The sequence below is a fragment of the Nocardioides sp. genome (assembly GCF_035703625.1).
GTDB lineage: Bacteria > Actinomycetota > Actinomycetes > Propionibacteriales > Nocardioidaceae > Nocardioides.
In genome coordinates, this window is the sequence record NZ_DASSXS010000149.1 from 1 (window position 1) to 16,366 (window position 16,366).

General features: G+C 72.5%; 16 protein-coding genes. 11 read left to right on the plus strand and 5 right to left on the minus strand.

Annotation, left to right across the window (positions count from 1 at the left end):
• Positions 1 to 835: 835 nt before the first annotated feature.
• Positions 836 to 1,651 (minus strand): peroxide stress protein YaaA, encoded by an 816-nt coding sequence (gene yaaA, locus VFN12_RS07225; protein WP_325117952.1) that lies wholly within the window; start codon positions 1,649 to 1,651, stop codon positions 836 to 838.
• A gap of 23 nt (positions 1,652 to 1,674) precedes the next feature.
• Here yaaA and VFN12_RS07230 point away from each other — a divergent pair, with 23 nt between their 5' ends.
• A complete protein-coding gene (locus VFN12_RS07230; protein ID WP_325117953.1) occupies positions 1,675 to 3,132 on the plus strand; it encodes an RNB domain-containing ribonuclease in 1,458 nt (485 codons plus the stop codon).
• 3 nt (positions 3,133 to 3,135) lie between these two features.
• Here the strand turns inward: VFN12_RS07230 and VFN12_RS07235 are convergent, their stop codons facing one another.
• On the minus strand, positions 3,136 to 3,960 hold the full coding sequence (locus tag VFN12_RS07235) for a class I SAM-dependent methyltransferase (protein ID WP_325117954.1): 825 nt from the start codon (positions 3,958 to 3,960) through the stop codon (positions 3,136 to 3,138).
• A gap of 117 nt (positions 3,961 to 4,077) precedes the next feature.
• Here VFN12_RS07235 and VFN12_RS07240 point away from each other — a divergent pair, with 117 nt between their 5' ends.
• Both VFN12_RS07240 and VFN12_RS07245 read left to right on the plus strand, forming a co-directional pair.
• Positions 4,078 to 4,797 (plus strand): CDP-alcohol phosphatidyltransferase family protein, encoded by a 720-nt coding sequence (locus VFN12_RS07240; RefSeq protein ID WP_325117955.1) that lies wholly within the window; start codon positions 4,078 to 4,080, stop codon positions 4,795 to 4,797.
• A gap of 4 nt (positions 4,798 to 4,801) precedes the next feature.
• Positions 4,802 to 5,605: a class I SAM-dependent methyltransferase gene (locus tag VFN12_RS07245; protein WP_325117956.1), complete on the plus strand. Its 804-nt coding sequence runs from the start codon at positions 4,802 to 4,804 to the stop codon at positions 5,603 to 5,605.
• A 5-nt stretch (positions 5,606 to 5,610) separates the two neighbouring features.
• On the opposite strand, the gene VFN12_RS07250 is transcribed toward VFN12_RS07245, so the two are convergent.
• From VFN12_RS07250 to VFN12_RS07260, 3 genes are all read right to left on the minus strand, one after another.
• Positions 5,611 to 6,324, minus strand: coding sequence for a zf-HC2 domain-containing protein (locus VFN12_RS07250; protein ID WP_325117957.1), 714 nt, complete (start codon positions 6,322 to 6,324; stop codon positions 5,611 to 5,613).
• A gap of 67 nt (positions 6,325 to 6,391) precedes the next feature.
• A complete protein-coding gene (locus VFN12_RS07255; RefSeq protein ID WP_325117958.1) occupies positions 6,392 to 6,904 on the minus strand; it encodes a sigma-70 family RNA polymerase sigma factor in 513 nt (170 codons plus the stop codon).
• 42 nt (positions 6,905 to 6,946) lie between these two features.
• Positions 6,947 to 8,620 carry a sulfatase-like hydrolase/transferase gene (locus tag VFN12_RS07260; protein ID WP_325117959.1) on the minus strand — a complete coding sequence of 558 codons (1,674 nt, stop codon included), beginning with the start codon at positions 8,618 to 8,620 and terminating at the stop codon, positions 6,947 to 6,949.
• A 146-nt stretch (positions 8,621 to 8,766) separates the two neighbouring features.
• Between VFN12_RS07260 and VFN12_RS07265 the strand changes: the two genes are divergently transcribed.
• From VFN12_RS07265 to VFN12_RS07300, 8 genes are all read left to right on the plus strand, one after another.
• Positions 8,767 to 9,765 (plus strand): zinc-binding alcohol dehydrogenase, encoded by a 999-nt coding sequence (locus tag VFN12_RS07265; RefSeq protein WP_325117960.1) that lies wholly within the window; start codon positions 8,767 to 8,769, stop codon positions 9,763 to 9,765.
• Positions 9,753 to 10,148 carry a 6-carboxytetrahydropterin synthase gene (locus VFN12_RS07270; RefSeq protein WP_325117961.1) on the plus strand — a complete coding sequence of 132 codons (396 nt, stop codon included), beginning with the start codon at positions 9,753 to 9,755 and terminating at the stop codon, positions 10,146 to 10,148. Before VFN12_RS07265 ends, VFN12_RS07270 begins: the two co-directional genes overlap by 13 nt.
• Complete coding sequence (locus VFN12_RS07275) at positions 10,145 to 11,212, plus strand: glycosyltransferase family 4 protein (protein WP_325117962.1); 1,068 nt, start codon at positions 10,145 to 10,147, stop codon at positions 11,210 to 11,212. Before VFN12_RS07270 ends, VFN12_RS07275 begins: the two co-directional genes overlap by 4 nt.
• Positions 11,209 to 12,192, plus strand: a complete 984-nt coding sequence (locus VFN12_RS07280) for a lysylphosphatidylglycerol synthase transmembrane domain-containing protein (RefSeq protein WP_325117963.1) — start codon at positions 11,209 to 11,211, stop codon at positions 12,190 to 12,192. Before VFN12_RS07275 ends, VFN12_RS07280 begins: the two co-directional genes overlap by 4 nt.
• On the plus strand, positions 12,185 to 12,880 hold the full coding sequence (locus tag VFN12_RS07285; RefSeq protein WP_325117964.1) for a RibD family protein: 696 nt from the start codon (positions 12,185 to 12,187) through the stop codon (positions 12,878 to 12,880). Before VFN12_RS07280 ends, VFN12_RS07285 begins: the two co-directional genes overlap by 8 nt.
• Before the next feature lie 13 nt (positions 12,881 to 12,893).
• Positions 12,894 to 13,553, plus strand: a complete 660-nt coding sequence (locus VFN12_RS07290; protein WP_325117965.1) for a GTP cyclohydrolase II — start codon at positions 12,894 to 12,896, stop codon at positions 13,551 to 13,553.
• Positions 13,554 to 13,620: 67 nt separating this feature from the next.
• A complete protein-coding gene (locus tag VFN12_RS07295; RefSeq protein ID WP_325117966.1) occupies positions 13,621 to 14,145 on the plus strand; it encodes a dihydrofolate reductase family protein in 525 nt (174 codons plus the stop codon).
• Positions 14,146 to 14,211: 66 nt separating this feature from the next.
• Positions 14,212 to 15,756 (plus strand): MFS transporter, encoded by a 1,545-nt coding sequence (locus VFN12_RS07300; protein WP_325117967.1) that lies wholly within the window; start codon positions 14,212 to 14,214, stop codon positions 15,754 to 15,756.
• Positions 15,757 to 16,366: the final 610 nt, after the last annotated feature.

Genomic DNA, 16,366 nt, shown 5'->3' on the forward strand with positions numbered 1-16,366 from the left:
CTTCGTCAGTGCGCCGGATCTTCCCGTGGGTCTGGAGGTTCACGATCGAGACCCCAGGACGTCCCCCTTACGCCAACGGAAGGCTTGCCACCCCGCGAGCGCGAGCAGCACCACAAGGGCCGTCGGGAGCATCACCACGGGCGGGGTCAGCGAGCACGAGACCACACCGCCCCACGAGTTGTAGCACTCCGGAGGATTGGTATCCACGCCACTCACGGAACCGAACGTCTTGAAGACGAGGACCGCCAACGCCGCAGCCACAGCCATGTCCATGAGGGCCAACAGGAGGAGACGGGCTGGCTTCGAAGTGCGCTCGTCGCCGGACTTCACACTTCGAAGGTACTCGCATCGAGCGATGGTCCTATGTCGAACGGCGCTCGCGGCCGTCCGCGATCCGCTCGATCCTGCCGCGGTCGGCGCTCGCCCTGTTCCGGTGCGACCTACGACTGGTGGCATGTGGGAGCGGTACGCGTGGTTCGCCTTCCCCGCATGCGGACTGTGCCTTGTGGGCATCGTCGCGTCGTACATGTGGGACGACGAGTGGCTCCTCTGGCCCACACTGCTGGCCGTTCTCGCCTGCTTTGTCATGGTTCCGCTCGTGAGCGTTCGGCCGCTCCTTGCGATTCTCGCGGCTCGGCGCCCTGACGACGAGCGTCCGGGGCCGGACCAGCGAGCATCCGCTGACCGCGCGCGGCCCGGCGCACGCTCTCCGCTGGGCTGGCAACGGGACTTGCTCCACCCTGGTGGCTTCTGCGACACCGACCAGCAGGAGGCGGCGATCACGGCCAGGACGTAGGCGGGAGGCGGGTGGCAGCAGATTCCCCTGCTGCGAACCTCAGAGCTCGTCGACCACCACGTCGAGCTGCGTGCCGGCCCGGCCAGGTGGAGCCTCCTCGACCTTCCAGCCCAGGTCGCGCAGCAGGTCGGCGAGTGCGGCGGGGTTGCGGGGGTTGGCGCCGTGCTCCAGGGCCGCCCGGACGATCCGCCCCTTGGTGGCCTTGTTGAAGTGGCTGACCACCTGCCGTCGGCCGTTGGACTCGTGCAGCACCCGGACGGTCGCCACCCGGTGCGCCAGGTAGGCCGGCGGCCGCCAGAAGGCGGCGTACGTGGTGGAGCGGAGGTCCACCAGCAGCCCGTAGCCGAGGGCGTCCTCGACGGCAGCGCCGAGGACCGGCCGCCAGGCGGCAGCGACCGGCCCCAGCCCGGGGAGGGAGGTGTCGCCCGAGAGCCGGTACGCCGGGATCCGGTCGCCCGGCCGGACCAGCCCGAACAGGGCGGAGGTGACCGCGAGCCTGCTGGCCGCGCGTCGGCGAGCCGCGGTCGAGAGCGAGTCGGGGTCGAGGGCGTCGTAGAGCACCCCGGTGTAGACGTGGTCGGCACGAGCCGTCGCCGCGCTGCGCACCAGGCTGTTCAGGTGGAGCAGGTCGCGCTGGGTCGGGCCGATGCCCAGGGTGCGGGCAGCGTGCTCGGCGAGGACGACGCTGTGCATCGGCAGCTCCGGGTCGGCCTCGGGGGAGCACAGGTCCACCAGCGCTCCGAGGACCTTCTCGCGGGTCGGCCCCAGGCCCGGGAAGGCGAGCGAGTCCAGGTCCAGCGGCTTGCCGAGCCGCGGAACCGCCTTGGCCTCGCTCGGGGGCAGGAGGATGAGCACGGGTCAAGGCTAGGGTGAGGCGCATGTCGACCGAGCGCGTGGTCAGGGTGCGGAAGGCTGGCGAGGGCGTGGCCGCAGCGGCGTTGCGCGACGGCGTCGCGGCGATCCAGGCGGAGATGGAGGTCTCGGCCGACTTCCCGCCGGAGGTGGAGGAGGCGGCGGCGCGCGCAGCGGCGGCGCCCCGGTTGCCGGACCTCGACCGGACGGACCTCCCGTTCGTCACCATCGACCCGGCCTCCTCGATGGACCTCGACCAGGCCCTGCACATCGAGCGCGACCCGGATCACCACGGGGGGTACGTCGTCCACTACGCCATCGCCGACCTGGCCGCCTTCATCACCCCCGGCGACCCGGTCGACGCCGAGGCCAACCGGCGTGGCGAGACCCTCTACGGGGCCGACTCCAAGGTGCCGCTGCACCCGAAGGTGATCTCGGAGGACGCGGGGTCGCTGCTGCCCGAGCAGGTGCGGCCCGCGCTGCTGTGGACCATCAAGGTCGATGCCACCGGCGAGGGGACCGACGTCACCGTCCAGCGGGCCCGGGTCCGCTCGACGGCCCGGCTCGACTACGCCGCTGCGCAGCGCTCGATCGACGACGGCACCGCCACCGAGTCCCTGGCGCTGCTCGAGGAGGTCGGCCGCCTGCGCCTCGAGCGCGAGGCCGCCCGGGGCGGGGTCTCGCTTCCCCTGCCCGAGCAGGAGGTCGTGGTCGACGGCGACAGCTGGAGCCTGGCGTTCCGGGAGCTCCTCCCGGTCGAGCAGTGGAACGCCCAGATCTCCCTGCTCACCGGGTTCGCCGCCGCGTCGCTGATGGTCTACGCCAGGGTCGGGCTGCTGCGCACCCTGCCCGATCCGGACCCGCGCGACGTGCAGCGGCTGCACCGCACGGCCAAGGCGCTCGGCATCGACTGGCCCGCCGAGCTGATCTACCCGGACTTCGTGCGGTCGCTCGACCCGATGCGGCCCACGCACGCCGCCATGGTCGCCGCCTGCACCCGCCTGCTCCGCGGCAGCGGGTACGTCGGCTTCGACGGCGAGGTGCCGGCCGAGCCGCAGCACGCCGCACTCGCCTCCGAGTACGCCCACGTGACCGCGCCGCTGCGCCGGCTCGGCGACCGCTACGCGGGCGAGATCTGCGTGGCCCTGTGCTCCGGTGACGAGGTGCCCGACTGGGTGACCGCCAAGCTGCACGAGCTGCCGGAGACCCTTCGTGCCTCGGCGCAGCGGGCCAGCCGCTACGAGCACTCGATCCTGGACCTGGTCGAGGCGGGGGTGCTCGCCCAGCGGGTCGGCGACAGCTTCGACGCCGTGGTGGTGGAGGTCGACGAGAACGACGCGCGGCGCGGCGAGCTCACCGTCCCCGACCCGGCCGTCGAGGCGCGGGTCCTCGGCTCCTCGGAGCTGCCTCTGGGCCAGGCGATCCGGGCGAGGCTGGCCCGGGCCGACGTCGCGGCGCGCTCCGTGGAGTTCGAGCTCGCCTGAGCCTCACGCCGGCAGCGCCAGCAGGTCCTCGTGGTGCACCGTGACCTCCAGGTGACCGTCGGCCAGCTCGGCCAGCCGACGCCCGAGGTAGTCGGTCCGCAGCTCCTCCAGCTCCGGACGCTGCTCGCACGCCGCGCCGACCCACCCGTCCAGCCACGCGGCGCTCAGCGCGCCTGCTCCGGACCCGAGGACCCAGGGGCTCGGTCGCACCAGGACCTCGAGACCGGCCGTGGTGAAGCCGGCCACTGCTGTCGCGAACGCATCCGGGCCCAGGCGCCTTCCCGCCAGCGAGTCCCGCCGCTGGTGGTCGTTGAAGGCCGCCCCGAACAGCCCGTCCGAGGGATCCCCCGGGCTGAGCTCCACGTGGCCGGTGACGCTGAGGGTGATCAGGGTGGGGCACCTGCTGCCGACGCAGGTGGCGACGAACCGGTCGAGCTCCTGGCCGGTCATCATGTCGAGCAGGGCGGAGGCGGTGACCAGCGAGGCACCTGACAGCTCGTCAGGGTCCAGGCGGGTGATGTCGCGCTGCACGGTCTCCACGCTGACGGGAGCACCGTCGGCCGCCGTACGGGGAGCTCCTGCCGCGGCCAGCGGCAGCAGGGCGGCGTCCCTGTCGGACAGCACCCAGTGCTGGGGACCGGGGAGCCGCGCGGCCAGCCAGCGCGCCATGGAACCGGTGCCGCAGCCGAGGTCGTGCACCTGCAGCACGCCGTCGCGTCCGAGCCGGGACCGGAGCACCTCGACGAGGTCGGTCGCGCGCGCCGCCGCATCGGCCGGCTCCCGCAGCCCCAGCCAGTCGGCGCCGGCACGCACCGGTTCCGTCGTCATGTCGGCCGATGCTGCCAGAAGTGCCACCGGCGGAGGCGGTTCACGGGTTTCCCGCACCGGTGAACCGAAATCGGGCAACACTCGTAGCAGCGGGTACGCGGAACAGTCGGAGGCGCCATGGTCACGGTTCGGCGAGGTCTGCTGGCCGGTGCGGCCGCGCTCGTCCTGCTGCTCGCCGTGCTCACGGTGGCCGTCGGTCTCGGCGCACCGGGCTGGGCGGTCGGACTGTTCCTCGCGCTGGTCGTCGTCGCATGGGTGACCCGGGCTGCCGACGGCACCCTGGGGCCGGCCGACCTGGTGACGCTCTCGCGTGCGGTGCTGACGTGTGCGCTCGCCGCGCTCGTCGCGGAGGCCTTCCTCCACGACGCGGCGGTCACCGCGATGGTGACGCTCGCGGTGCTGGCGCTGCTCTCGGACCTCGTCGACGGCTGGGTCGCGAGGCGCACCCGGACCGTGTCCCGCTTCGGTACCCGGTTCGACGGTGAGGTCGACGCCTTCCTGATCCTGGTCCTGAGCGTCTATGTCGCGGAGGCCGTCCACGGCTGGGTGCTCGCCATCGGCCTGGCCCGCTACGCGTTCGGTGCTGCGGGGTCGGTGCTGCCGTGGATGCGGGCCCAGCTGCCACCCCGCTACTGGCGGAAGGTCGTCACGGCGGTCCAGGGCATCGTGCTGACCGCGGCGGTCGCCGACGTCATCTGGTCCCCGCTGATGTCTGCTGCCCTGGTGGTGGCCCTGGCGTTGCTGGCCGAGTCGTTCGGCCGGGACGTGGTCTGGCTCTGGCGCCGCCGGTCGCCGGCGCGCCACCAGCTCGTCGTTCCGGGCGCTCCGGGGAGCTGAGGCCGTGAAGCAGGACGAGCGCGCACCCTTCGACCGCGCGCTGGACCGTGCGCGCCGCAGGGGCTACCCGCCCGGCGAGTTCGTCGGGCAGGAGAGCTTCATGCGGGCCCGGGAGATCCGCGCGCTGGCGGTCAGGGCCGGGATCGGGCCGGGCGTCTCGGTGCTCGACCTGTGCTGCGGCGTGGCCGGTCCGGGGCGCTTCGTGACCGCGGAGCTCGGCTGCCGCTACCTCGGCGTGGACCAGAGCGACGCCGCGATCGCCATCGCGCGCGAGCGCGCCACCGGCCTGGGCTGCCGTTTCGAGGTCCGCCAGGTGCCGCCCGTGCCCGATGGGCCGTTCGACGTCGTGCTGCTGCTGGAGACGATGCTCGCGTTCGCGGACAAGGAGACGTTGCTGCGCGAGATCTGCTCGGCCCTGCCGGTGGGCGGACGCTTCGCCTTCACCATCGAGGAGGGGGCACCCCTGACAGAGGCCGAGCGGCAGCTGATGCCCGATGCCGACACGGTGTGGTTGCTGCCCCTGTCCGACCTGGTCCCGCTGCTGGAGCAGGCGGGGTTCCGTGTCGACTGGCTGGAGGAGTGCAGCGCGGCCCACCGGGAGACGGCCGAGTCCCTGACCGGGGCGTACGCCGCCGACGCAGGCGCGATCGCGACCGAGGTCGGGGACCGGGCGCTCGACGAGCTGCTGGCTGCCCATCGGCTGTGGAGTGACTGGCTCGGACGGGGGCGGGTACGCAAGTTCGCGGTCGTCGCCCAGAAGGTCGCCCAGAAGGCGGCCCAAGAGGTGGCTCAGCAGGTGGCCCAGTAGATGGGTCAGCCGGGCAGCCTGAGCACCACCTGACCGTCCGGGCCGCGTACCTGCACCCACGAGATCTCCTCGCGCCTCGCGGAGGTGGCGCCGGAGATCTCCATCGTCATGCCCGTCACGGACTTCCAGCTGCCGACCTTCTCCAGGTGTCCGTCCCAGGTCTGCACGCACAGGGTGTAGTCCATCGACGGGGGCAACCGGTGCCCCAGGGCCTCCCGGTCGTAGGTGCTCGTGAGGCCGAGCCGGGTGCCCCAGGTGACCGACTCCAGGGTCACGCTGGCCTCCAGGGGTACGTCGCCCACGGGATGCATGCGCTCGGCGGCGACGGGGGAGGGCTCGGTGCTGGTCCCGGCCGTGCCCGGTCCGGACCCGTCACCGGATCCGACCTGCGACACGGCGACCGGTACCAGCACCGCCACCGCGGCAGCGGCCACCCCCGCGGCGATCAGGGCCCGCCGACGTCGGGCGCCACGCACCCGGCGCGACAGTGCCGGCAGGAGCGTCTCCGGCACCCCACCGTCGTCCACGGGGTGCTCCAGCACGCTCGGCTCGACCCGGCCCAGCAGCCCGGGGATCCCGGCCAGGTCGCGCATCGCGCGGCTGCAGACCTCGCACCCGTCGAGGTGCTTCTCGAACTCGAGCCGCTCCGCCGGCGAGAGGGCGCCGATGACGTAGGCAGCAGCGTCCTGGTGCATGGGGCAGCCGTCGGGAGTGCTCATGCGGGGTCCCCGCGGCGTTTCCCGGTGGAGGAGCGCAAGGGGAGAGACGAGGGACCCCGGGGGGTGCTCATGCGGTCACCCCCATCTCCTCCAGTGCCAGCCGCAACGCCCGGAGCGCGTAGTGGGTGCGTGACTTGACCGTGCCCTCCGGGACCCCGAGGCGCCGGGCGGCCTCCGCGACCGGTCGCCCCCGGTAGTAGCACTCGAGGAGCACCGCACGATGCTCGGGCGAGAGGCGGGAGATCGCCTCGGCGACCACCCAGGACAGCAGCATGTGGTCGACCGCGTCGTCGTTGGTGCCGCGCTCCGGAGGCTCGGCCACGGACAACTCGCGGTGCGTGCGCTGGCGGCGCCACTCGTCGGTCACGATGTTGCGGGCGACCGTGTACAGCCACGCCCGCAGTGCGGGGGGCGAGCTCTCGAGGATGGAACGGTGCCGCCAGGCACGCAGCATCGTCTCCTGGACGACATCCTCGGCCCGGCCCGCGTCGTGGCCGACCAGTCGGAGGCTGAAGCGCCACAGGGCGAGCGCATGCTCCTCGTGGAGCTGATTCATGAGCGCGACCTCGTCGTCCGGCATCTCACCCTCCTCTCACGGATACGAGCCGAGAGTCGCGCGGGTTCAACGGCCAGGGGCCGTCTTGGATCCAGTGTCCTCGCTCGGGCCGTACGCCGCGAGGAAACGATCGCGAAAGGCGTCCATCCGCCACACGGGCGCGTCCGGGCCGGGGCGCAGGCCTGCGTCCCATTCCCAGCCGGAGATCGCGTCGATGACGTCGTCGTCGCGCGAGATGACCGAGATCGGGACCTCGCGCCCGGCCCCGGCTCCCGACACGACGGTGGCGGGCTGGTGGTCGCCGAGCATGACGACGACGAGGTCGTCGTCGCCGTACGTCGTCAGGAAGCGGAGCACCGACCGGAGGGAGTACTCGATCGACTGGCCGTACGCCGCCCTGATCCGCGTGGGGTCGGGCCAGATGTCGCCCGCCGAGGGAAGCTGCTCGGGCATTCCGTCGTACACCGACCCGTCGCCGACCTCGGACTGGTCGATCATGCGCGGGATCCGCGACCAGGGCGCGTGGCTGGTGATCAGGTCGATCTCGGCCATCAGCGGTCGCCGCTGGTCCTCCGCGAGCTCCAGGCGCTGGACCGCGTCGAGCGTGAACTGGTCGGGCATCGTCGGGTAGCCGAACCGGGGCCCCTCGTAGCCGATGTTGCGCGAGTCGTAGATGTGGTCGAACTGGTAGAACTCGCCCTGCGGCCAGTCCCGGTTGTTGGCCGGCACCACGCCCACCGTGCGCCACCCGGCCCGGCCGAAGACCTGGCTCAGCGTCAGCCTCGAACCCGTCACGAGCAGGTCGTACCGCTGCTGGCTGTCGACCCAGAGCCCTGACTGGAAGGTGGCGTGGGCCAGCCAGCTGAGCGCGCCGAACGTCGAGGAGGTCAGGTACGCGCTCCGGCTGGAGAAGCCCGCCGCCCCCAGCCGACGGTCCCCGGCGGCGAGGACCTCGTTGACTCCCGGTGAGAACGACGAGCCCTCGACAGCGACCCGGCCGTAGCTCTCGACGAACACGAACAGGACGTCCTTGCCCCGGAGCTCGGTCAGCAGCTGGTGGGGTGGGACGTCCCGGAGGGGGTCGTCCTCGGCCGCCTCCGCGAAGCGTCGCTGGTCGCGGAGCTCGGACGGGATCCTGCTGACCTGGCCGTAGACGTAACGGGCCGTGTCGCTCGAGGCCAGCTCGCGGGTGTCACTGCGCACGTCGAGCAGCGCCAGCACGAGCCAGAGGGACGTGAGCACGCCGAGGGTCTGCCACGCCCGTCGCCGGTGCCGCACGGCCAGGCGGGTGAGACGCAGCAGCGCCAGCGGCAGGAGCATCAGGAGCGCCAGGGCGAGCAAGGTCCCCAGCACGAGGATCACCGTGCCGGGCCCGGCGCCGAACGAGTCGCGGAGGAGCTCGACCAGCTCCTGCGCGTAGGTCCAGTCGATCAGCGGGTCGAAGGGCCGGTTCAGCGCCTGCCCGAACCCGATGTCGAGGATCCTGGAGATCGACGACGCGGCGAGCACGAGACCCGCCACCACGGCCAGCGCGGTGCGCACTCGACCGAGCCGGGCGGGCAACGCCAGGACGACGGCGAAGAACACCAGCGCCTCGAGCGGCAGCCGCAGGAACGAGCTGAGGGGGAGTGGTACGAACGTGTCGCGGTCGGACTCCTCGGGAACCACCTGCACCGGGAGGTTCAGCGCGAGCAGCACCAGCAGCGCGGCGAGCACGGTGAGGACCCCCGCAGCGACCATGCGCCAGGTCGGTCTGGGCGATTCCGGTCGGGGAACGCGTTGAACCGCCCGCACGCGTCCTCCGTTCATAGTCCAATAGGGGGCTACACGTCTACGAACGAGTTGGTCGCGGCTCCGGTTCATCTCCGGCGCCGGGTGAGGTGGGCATGCAGCAGAGGGAGGCCCAGGCATTCTGGTTGCGCGAGCCCGGTGCCGGCGAGATCCGGTCGGTGGCGCTCGCGGCCCCCGGCCCGGACGAGGTCGCGGTTCGGACCCTGCGCTCGGCGGTGAGCCGGGGCACCGAGTCCCTGGTGTTCGACGGGCGGGTTCCGCCCAGCCAGTACGACCTGATGCGCGCGCCCTTCCAGGACGGTGCCTTCCCGGGCCCGGTCAAGTACGGCTACCTCAACGTGGGCGTGGTCGAGGACGGCCCCACCGACCTGCGGGGTCGCACCGTCTTCTGTCTGCACCCCCACCAGACGGCCTACGTCGTGCCCGTCTCCGCGGTCACCGTCGTACCCGAGGAGGTGCCGGTCGCGCGGGCAGTGCTCGCCGGCATCGTGGAGACGGCCGTCAACGCCCTGTGGGACTCCGCGCCTCTGATCGGCGACCGGGTGGCGGTCGTCGGCGCTGGGACGCTCGGCTGCACCGTGGCGCGGCTGTTGGCGCGCTTTCCCGGCGTCTCGGTCACGTTGGTCGATATCGACCCGCTGCGTGCCCGGGTCGCGTCATCATTGGACGTGGACTTCGCCCTCACCGACCGTGCCCCAGGCGGGCAGGACCTGGTGGTGCACACCAGCGCAACCTCGGAGGGCCTCCAGCTGTCGCTGGAGCTGCTCGCGCCGGAGGGCACGGTCACCGAGCTGAGCTGGTACGGCGACGACGTGACCAGCGTGTCGCTGGGGGGCGCCTTCCACTCGGGCCGCCTCACCGTCCGCGGCAGCCAGGTCGGCACCCTGTCGCCGGCCCGCCGGGGGCGGCGGACCACCGCGGACCGCCTGGCGCTCTCGCTCGACCTGCTGCGCGACCCGGCCTTCGACGCGCTGCTGACCGGTGAGTCACCCTTCGAGACGCTGCCCGAGGTGATGCCGCGTCTCGCCCACGGAGAGCTGCCGGCCCTCTGCCACGCGGTGACCTACTCGTCGGAGGCGTCGTGTTCAGCGTGACGGTCCGCGACCACATGCTGGTCGCGCACAGCCTGAGGGGCGAGGTCTTCGGGCCGGCCCAGCGGCTGCACGGCGCCACCTACGTCGTGGACGCGACCTTCCGCGGCGCCGACCTGGACGACGACGGCATCCTCGTCGACATCGGGCGCGCCACCGAGGAGCTGCGCCGCGTCCTGTCCGACCTCAGCTACCGCAACCTCGACGACGAGACGGCCTTCAAGGGCACCAACTCCACGACCGAGGTGCTCGCGAAGCACGTCGCCGACCGGCTGGTGGAGCAGCTGACTTCCGGCGCGATGGGGCCTGCGGCAGGCGTGAGCGGCATCGTCGTGACGCTGCACGAGTCCCACGTCGCCTGGGCGAGCTACGAGCGCGCGACATGAACGCCGGAGGCTCGCTGCACGTGGTGGTCCCGGACGGGATCGAGGACCCGGGCCGGCCCAGTGGCGGCAACACCTACGACCGGCTGCTCTGCGACCACCTGGCGGCCGACGGCTGGTCGGTGGCCGTGCGGGGCGTGGCCGGCGACTGGCCCTGGGCAGGGAAGGAGTCGTGCCGGGCGCTCGAGCACACCCTCGGCGGGATCCCGGACGGTTCCCTGGTGCTGGTCGACGGCCTGCTGGCCTCCGCCGTGCCGGAGGTGATGGTGCCCGCCTCGCGGCGGCTGCGGGTCGTGGTGCTCATGCACATGCCCATCGGCAGACGTGGCGCCGACGACGACTCGTGGGGGCGCGAGGGTGCCGTGGTGGGTGCGGCCGCCGCCGTGGTCACCACCAGCGCCTGGTCACGGGACTGGCTGCTCGAGTCCTACGGCCTCGACCCGGCGCGGGTCCACGTGGCCCGGCCCGGCGTCGAGCCTGCCGCACGCGCGCAGGGCAGCGCCGCCGGGCGGCGCCTGCTGTGCGTGGGAGCCGTGACCCCGGTCAAGGGGCACGACCTGCTGCTCGCCGCCCTGACCAGGATCGCCGACCTGGAGTGGCGGTGCCTGTGCGTCGGCAGCCTGACCAGGGCGGATGGCTTCGTCCAGGAGCTCTCGCGCGACATCCGCTCCGCCGGGCTCGACGACCGGATCGTCCTGACCGGTCCCCGCACGGGAGCCGAGCTCGAGGCGACGTACGCCGTCGCTGACCTGCTCGTGCTCGCGAGCCGGGCCGAGACCTACGGGATGGTCGTGACCGAGGCGCTGGCGCGGGGGGTGCCCGTGGTGGCGCCGGGAGTCGGCGGGGTCCCCGAGGCACTGGGCGAGACCCCCGGCGGACAGCCGCCCGGACTGCTCCTGCCGCCGGGCGATCCCGATGCGCTGGCCGACTCGCTGCGGCGGTGGCTGTCCGACCCTGACCTGCGGCAGGCGCTCCGCGAGGCCGCCGCCCGTCGTCGGGCGGCGTTGGGCAGCTGGCCGGAGACTGCGGACCGCGTGGCCGACGTCCTGGCGAAGGTGGCCCGATGAGCCGGCCGACGTGGAAGGCACTGGGCGCCGTCACCGGCGCCGCGATCCTGGGCGCGGTGCTGTGGCAGACCGGGATCGATCCGGTCCTCACCGGTCTGCGCTCGCTCGACCCCGTGACCCTCGCCCTGGGCGTGGCGCTCGGCGTCCCCACGACCGTGGCGTGCGCGTGGCGCTGGCACATCGTGTCGCGGGAGCTCGGAGTCAGGGTGGACCTCGGGACAGCCGTCGCCTCCTGCTACCGCGCGCAGTTCCTCAACAGCACCCTGCCCGGCGGCGTCCTCGGAGACGTGCACCGAGGGGTGCGCCACGGACGGGACGCCGGTGACACCGCACGGGGGATGCGTGCCGTGGCCTGGGAACGTCTCGCGGGCCAGGTCGTGCAGGCGGTCGTCGCGGTCCTGGTCCTGCTGCTGGTCCCGTCGCCGGTGCGATCGACCATGCCGGCGGTGCTCGGGGTGCTGCTCGTGGCCACCCTCGCCGCCGCCCTGCTGATCTGGCACGTCCCCTCTCCCGAACCGCCGTCGCTCGCGGGGCGGATGCTGATGGCCATCCGCGACGACGTGTGGAGGCTCGTCATGGTTCGCCACGCCTGGCCGGGCGTCGTGCTCGCGTCGACCGTCGCGCTGGGCTTCTACTTCGCGACGTACCTCCTCGCCGCTCACGCCGTCGGCGTGACGGCATCTGCGTTCACGCTGCTCCCGGTCGTGATGCTCGTCCTCCTCGCCGCGGGGCTGCCCCTGAACCTCGCCGGCTGGGGGCCGCGGGAGGGGATGGCTGCCTGGGCCTTCGCAGCCGCCGGGCTCGGTGCCGAGCAGGGCCTGGCGACCGCGGTGGCGTTCGCGGCCATCGTGCTCGTCGCCAGCCTTCCCGGTGCGGTCGTCCTGGTGGTGGCCTCGGCTCGTCGCCGACGGGTTCGCCCGGTCCCGCAGGCCCCGGGCGGGCCACCGCTGCCCGTCGTGCAGGGCGGGACCCATGGCTGAGCGTCCCTACACGATCCTGAGCTGCGGCATGTCGCTCGACGGGTATCTCGACGCCGCCGACCAGGGCCGGCTGGTCCTGTCGAACGACGCCGACCTGCAGCGGGTGGACGAGGTGCGGGCGGCGTGCGACGCGATCCTGGTCGGCGCCGCGACCGTGCGCAACGACAACCCTCGGCTGCTCGTCCGCAGCCAGACACTGCGTCGGCAACGAAGGGAGCGGGGGCTCGCGGAGACACCGATGAAGGTGACCGTCACCAGGCGGGCCGAGCTCGACCCGTGCAACAGCTTCTTCACCACCGGTGACAGCGAGAAGCTGGTCTACTGCGCCAGCTCTGCCGTCGTCGCCGGACGCCGACGTCTCGGCGCCGTGGCGACCGTGATCGACGGTGGCCAGCCGGTGGACCTCGCGCAGCTGGGGCAGGACCTGTTCGCCCGCGGCGTCCGGCGGCTGATGGTCGAGGGCGGCGGTCGCGTCCACACGCAGTTCCTCACCGCTGACCTCGCTGATGAGCTGCACCTGGTGATCGCGCCGTTCTTCGTCGGGAACTCACGGGCTCATCGCTTCGTCGGCGACGGCACCTTCCCGTGGCATCCCGGACGCCGGGCCAACCTCGCGGAGACCCGGCAGATCGGCGACGTCGTCCTGCTGCGCTATGCCCTGTCCCAGCGGTTCGCCGCGATCACCTAGAGAGACGCCCACCATGCATGCACCCTTCCCGCCCGCCACCGTCCGAGGTGAGGTCCCGCTCCCGTTGCGGCTGGAGGACGGCACCCTGGCGCAGGCCCGGGTGCTCAGCTTCGACGGCCTCCTCGACGGGCGCGAGCACGTGGCGATCGCCCTGGGCGACCGCGCCGACGACGACGTGACGGCGGCGCGTGACCTCCCGCTGGTGCGGGTCCACAGCGAGTGCCTCACCGGCGACGTCCTCGGGAGCCAGCGCTGCGACTGCGGACCGCAGCTGCGCGAGGCGGTCGAACGAATCTCCGACGCCGGGGGATATCTGCTCTACCTGCGGCAGGAGGGCCGGGGGATCGGGCTCTACAACAAGCTCGACGCCTACGCCCTGCAGGACACCGGGCTCGACACCTACGAGGCGAACCTGGCCCTCGGCTTCGAGAAGGACGAGCGCGACTACACCGTCGCCGCGCAGATGCTGCTGGCTCTGGGGATCACCGACCTCGACCTCCTGACCAACAACCCCGACAAGGCGACCCAGCTGCGATCCGCCGGGATCCGCGTCAACGAGGAGGTGCCCACGCGGTTGCACCTCTCCTCGGGCAACCGGCGCTACCTGGCCGCGAAGGCGTGGCGCGGACACACCCTCCGGTCCGTGTACGACGACGGCGTGGCAGGTCTCTGAGCGCCTGGGGACCGATGAGTCCGGGCGGTAACGCGAGTCGTCACATTGGCGTCGAGAGGAGAGCACGATGGGTAGGCTCGTCAGCCACACCAGCATCACCGTCGACGGATTGTGCGACGTCGGCGACTGGTTCGTCGCCGAGGGAGACCACGACCGGGCGGGAGTCCGGCAGCTCGCCGACTCGGCCGGCTTCGTGACCGGCCGCAAGTGCTACGAAGGCTTCCTGGGCTACTGGCCCTCGGCGACCGGTCCGTGGGCCGAGGTCCTCAACCCCATGCCGAAGTACGTCGCGTCGCGCACGTTGCGCGGTGACCTCGACTGGAACGCGCAGGTCATCGAGGGTGACGCGGTCGAGGGGATCCGGCGGCTGAAGGACGAGGTGTCCGGCGACCTGTTCCTCTCCGGCTGCGGTGAGCTCGCGTGCGACCTGCTCGACGGTGGCCTGGTCGACGAGCTGAACCTGTGGGTCCACCCGGCGCTCGGTGGTGCCGGGACCCGCCCCTTCGAGGGGACGACGCTGAGCCTGGCCCTCGTCGACGTGACCGGTTACGACTCGGGCGTCGTACGCCAGCGGTACCGGCCCCGGGGCTAGCGGCGCGGGCCCGCTGGCCCGGAACGGGGGAGGGAAGGGTCGCCGAGCCGGACCTACCGTCTGCGCGTGAGTGATGTCGTGGTGCGGTCGTCCCGGGGGACCGGAGGGGTGCTGGCGGCGACGTGCATCTCGACCCTGGTCGTCAATGCCAACACGTCGGCGGTGAGCATCCTGCTCCCGGCGATCAGCGAGGACACCGGGATGTCGCTGGACACCCTCCAGTGGGCGGTGACGGGCTACTCGCTCGTGGGCGCGGCGGTGATCATCACCTCCGGCTCGCTGGGCGACGTCTTCGGCCGCAAGCGCATCTTCCAGCTGGGACTGCTCCTGTTCGTGGCCTCGTGCGTGATGATCGCGCTCGCCGGCTCCGGCGAGATGGTCATCGCGGGGCGGCTCGTCCAGGGCGCCTCCGGGGCGACGATCCTGGCCTGTGGTCTGAGCCTGCTGTCGGTGGCGACGACGGGTGACGCGAACCTGCGCGCGGTGTCGCTCTGGGGCGCCGCGGCCGCCGTCGGCGCGGCGGCCGGACCGCTGCTCGGCGGCGTCCTGGTGGATGTGACCGGGTGGCAGGGCCTCTTCTGGATCGACGCGGGTGTCGCCGCGCTGTGCGTGCTGTTGACCTACGTGACCGTCTCGGAGTCCCGCGATCCCCACGCACCGCGCTCGATCGACTACGCCGGCACCGTCCTGATCGCGATGACGCTGATGCCGCTGATCCTGGGTGTCAGCAAGAGCGGCGACTGGGGCTGGTTCTCGACGGAGACGATCGTGTGCTTCGGCATCGCCATCGTCGCCGGGTTCGGGTTCGTGGCCGTCGAGCGCCGCGTCGCGGCGCCGCTGCTCGACCTGGGCCTGCTCCGCAACCGGATCCTGGTGGGTGCCACGATCGCCATCCTGATCGGCGCCGGCACCATCAACGCCCTGATGTACCTCCTGAGCCTGTACTTCCAGGACCCGGCCAGCCTGGGCTTCTCCCCGCTCGAGGCCGGTCTGGCGACGCTTCCGGCGACCGCGGGGCTGGTGCTGGTGGCGCCGATGGTGCCCAGGCTGGCGAAGAAGTTCGGAGGCCGGCAGGTCATCGGTGTCGGCTTCGTGATGACGACTGCCGGCTTCGTCGCGATCGGCCTGGCGGACGCGTCGTGGGTGTACGCCACCTTCCTGCTCCCGCTGGTGGCGATCGCGATGGGCATGGGCCTGTCCAACGGCCCCTCGTCCTCCGCCGCAACCGCTGCGGTCCCGGCCGAGCAGGTCGGTGAGGCCTCAGGTGTCTCCAACATGGCGAGGTACGTCGGCGCCGCGGTCGCCACCGCCCTGGCGGCGACCGTCTACGGCAGCGTGACCGCCAACCAGCGCGCGGACGGCGCCTCGGACTCCGAGGCGCTGGCTTCCGGACTGGCGGCTGCATCCTGGGTGATGGTGGTGTTCAGCGCGCTCGGCATCCTGCTCGCCCTCGTCGCCATCCGGCGGTTCCGTGCCGCTCAGGGCACGGTGCAGGACGCGGCGGCCTCGGCCGCGGCGCACCTGCACACGTTGCCGACGACGGCCGCGTCGGCGCCAGCGCCCCCGCGTGACCGCTCTCGTGTCGACCCGCCCGGGGGAGCGTCGCCCTGAGCAGTGCCCCGTGGGGGAGTGGCGCGGCGACCCCGCGCTGGTCGGGTGTCGCCGCACCTTCTGTCTCCGGTGTGGGGTGAGCCGGGCCGAGGGGGAGGCTGCGGCATCAGCCCGAACGCTGGGGGCGTCGCACGACCCGGCTCACCGACGAGGGTAGGAAGCCCTGGCCGCGGCAGCCACGAACATGACTATTTCGTGGGGCGGGGTCGACGCGCCCGGCGAGGCACGAGGGGGAACCACTGTGGTGTGGACGAGCGAGGCCCCCGTCTCGTCGTCCCCACCACAGTGGTGCACGCCCGCTCCATGCGCGATGGAGCGGGCGCTCCCACGGATCACGGACCCCGGTCCGTGCCGATGCCCGTCTGGAGGGAGCCGGTCCGCTGCCCGGGCAGTGTGCGGGGCGCTGTCACGACCTCCTCCCAGGACGCGGTGCGGGCTCCCCCGGGATCGGCAGGAAGCTTCCCGGACAACGCGGCCGGTCTGCACGGGGAACGACGAAGTCCGGACTGCCCTCGTTGTGCACGTGCAGCCAGCGATCGCGCACGAGCGGGACACGGGCACCGCAGTGCGGGCACGTTGCCTTGCGTCGTACGCCGGTGGCGGGAATGGC

Bases quoted from the DNA above. Each gene is read 5' to 3' on its own strand.
- VFN12_RS07280 (WP_325117963.1), top strand. From the start codon at position 11,209: ATGAGCCGGCCGACGTGGAAGGCACTGGGCGCCGTCACCGGCGCCGCG.
- VFN12_RS07265 (WP_325117960.1), top strand. From the start codon at position 8,767: ATGCAGCAGAGGGAGGCCCAGGCATTCTGGTTGCGCGAGCCCGGTGCC.
- VFN12_RS07255 (WP_325117958.1), bottom strand. From the start codon at position 6,904: ATGCCGGACGACGAGGTCGCGCTCATGAATCAGCTCCACGAGGAGCAT.
- VFN12_RS07290 (WP_325117965.1), top strand. From the start codon at position 12,894: ATGCATGCACCCTTCCCGCCCGCCACCGTCCGAGGTGAGGTCCCGCTC.
- VFN12_RS07260 (WP_325117959.1), bottom strand. From the start codon at position 8,620: ATGGTCGCTGCGGGGGTCCTCACCGTGCTCGCCGCGCTGCTGGTGCTG.
- VFN12_RS07230 (WP_325117953.1), top strand. From the start codon at position 1,675: ATGTCGACCGAGCGCGTGGTCAGGGTGCGGAAGGCTGGCGAGGGCGTG.
- VFN12_RS07295 (WP_325117966.1), top strand. From the start codon at position 13,621: ATGGGTAGGCTCGTCAGCCACACCAGCATCACCGTCGACGGATTGTGC.
- VFN12_RS07285 (WP_325117964.1), top strand. From the start codon at position 12,185: ATGGCTGAGCGTCCCTACACGATCCTGAGCTGCGGCATGTCGCTCGAC.
- VFN12_RS07275 (WP_325117962.1), top strand. From the start codon at position 10,145: ATGAACGCCGGAGGCTCGCTGCACGTGGTGGTCCCGGACGGGATCGAG.
- VFN12_RS07235 (WP_325117954.1), bottom strand. From the start codon at position 3,960: ATGACGACGGAACCGGTGCGTGCCGGCGCCGACTGGCTGGGGCTGCGG.
- VFN12_RS07250 (WP_325117957.1), bottom strand. From the start codon at position 6,324: ATGAGCACTCCCGACGGCTGCCCCATGCACCAGGACGCTGCTGCCTAC.
- VFN12_RS07240 (WP_325117955.1), top strand. From the start codon at position 4,078: ATGGTCACGGTTCGGCGAGGTCTGCTGGCCGGTGCGGCCGCGCTCGTC.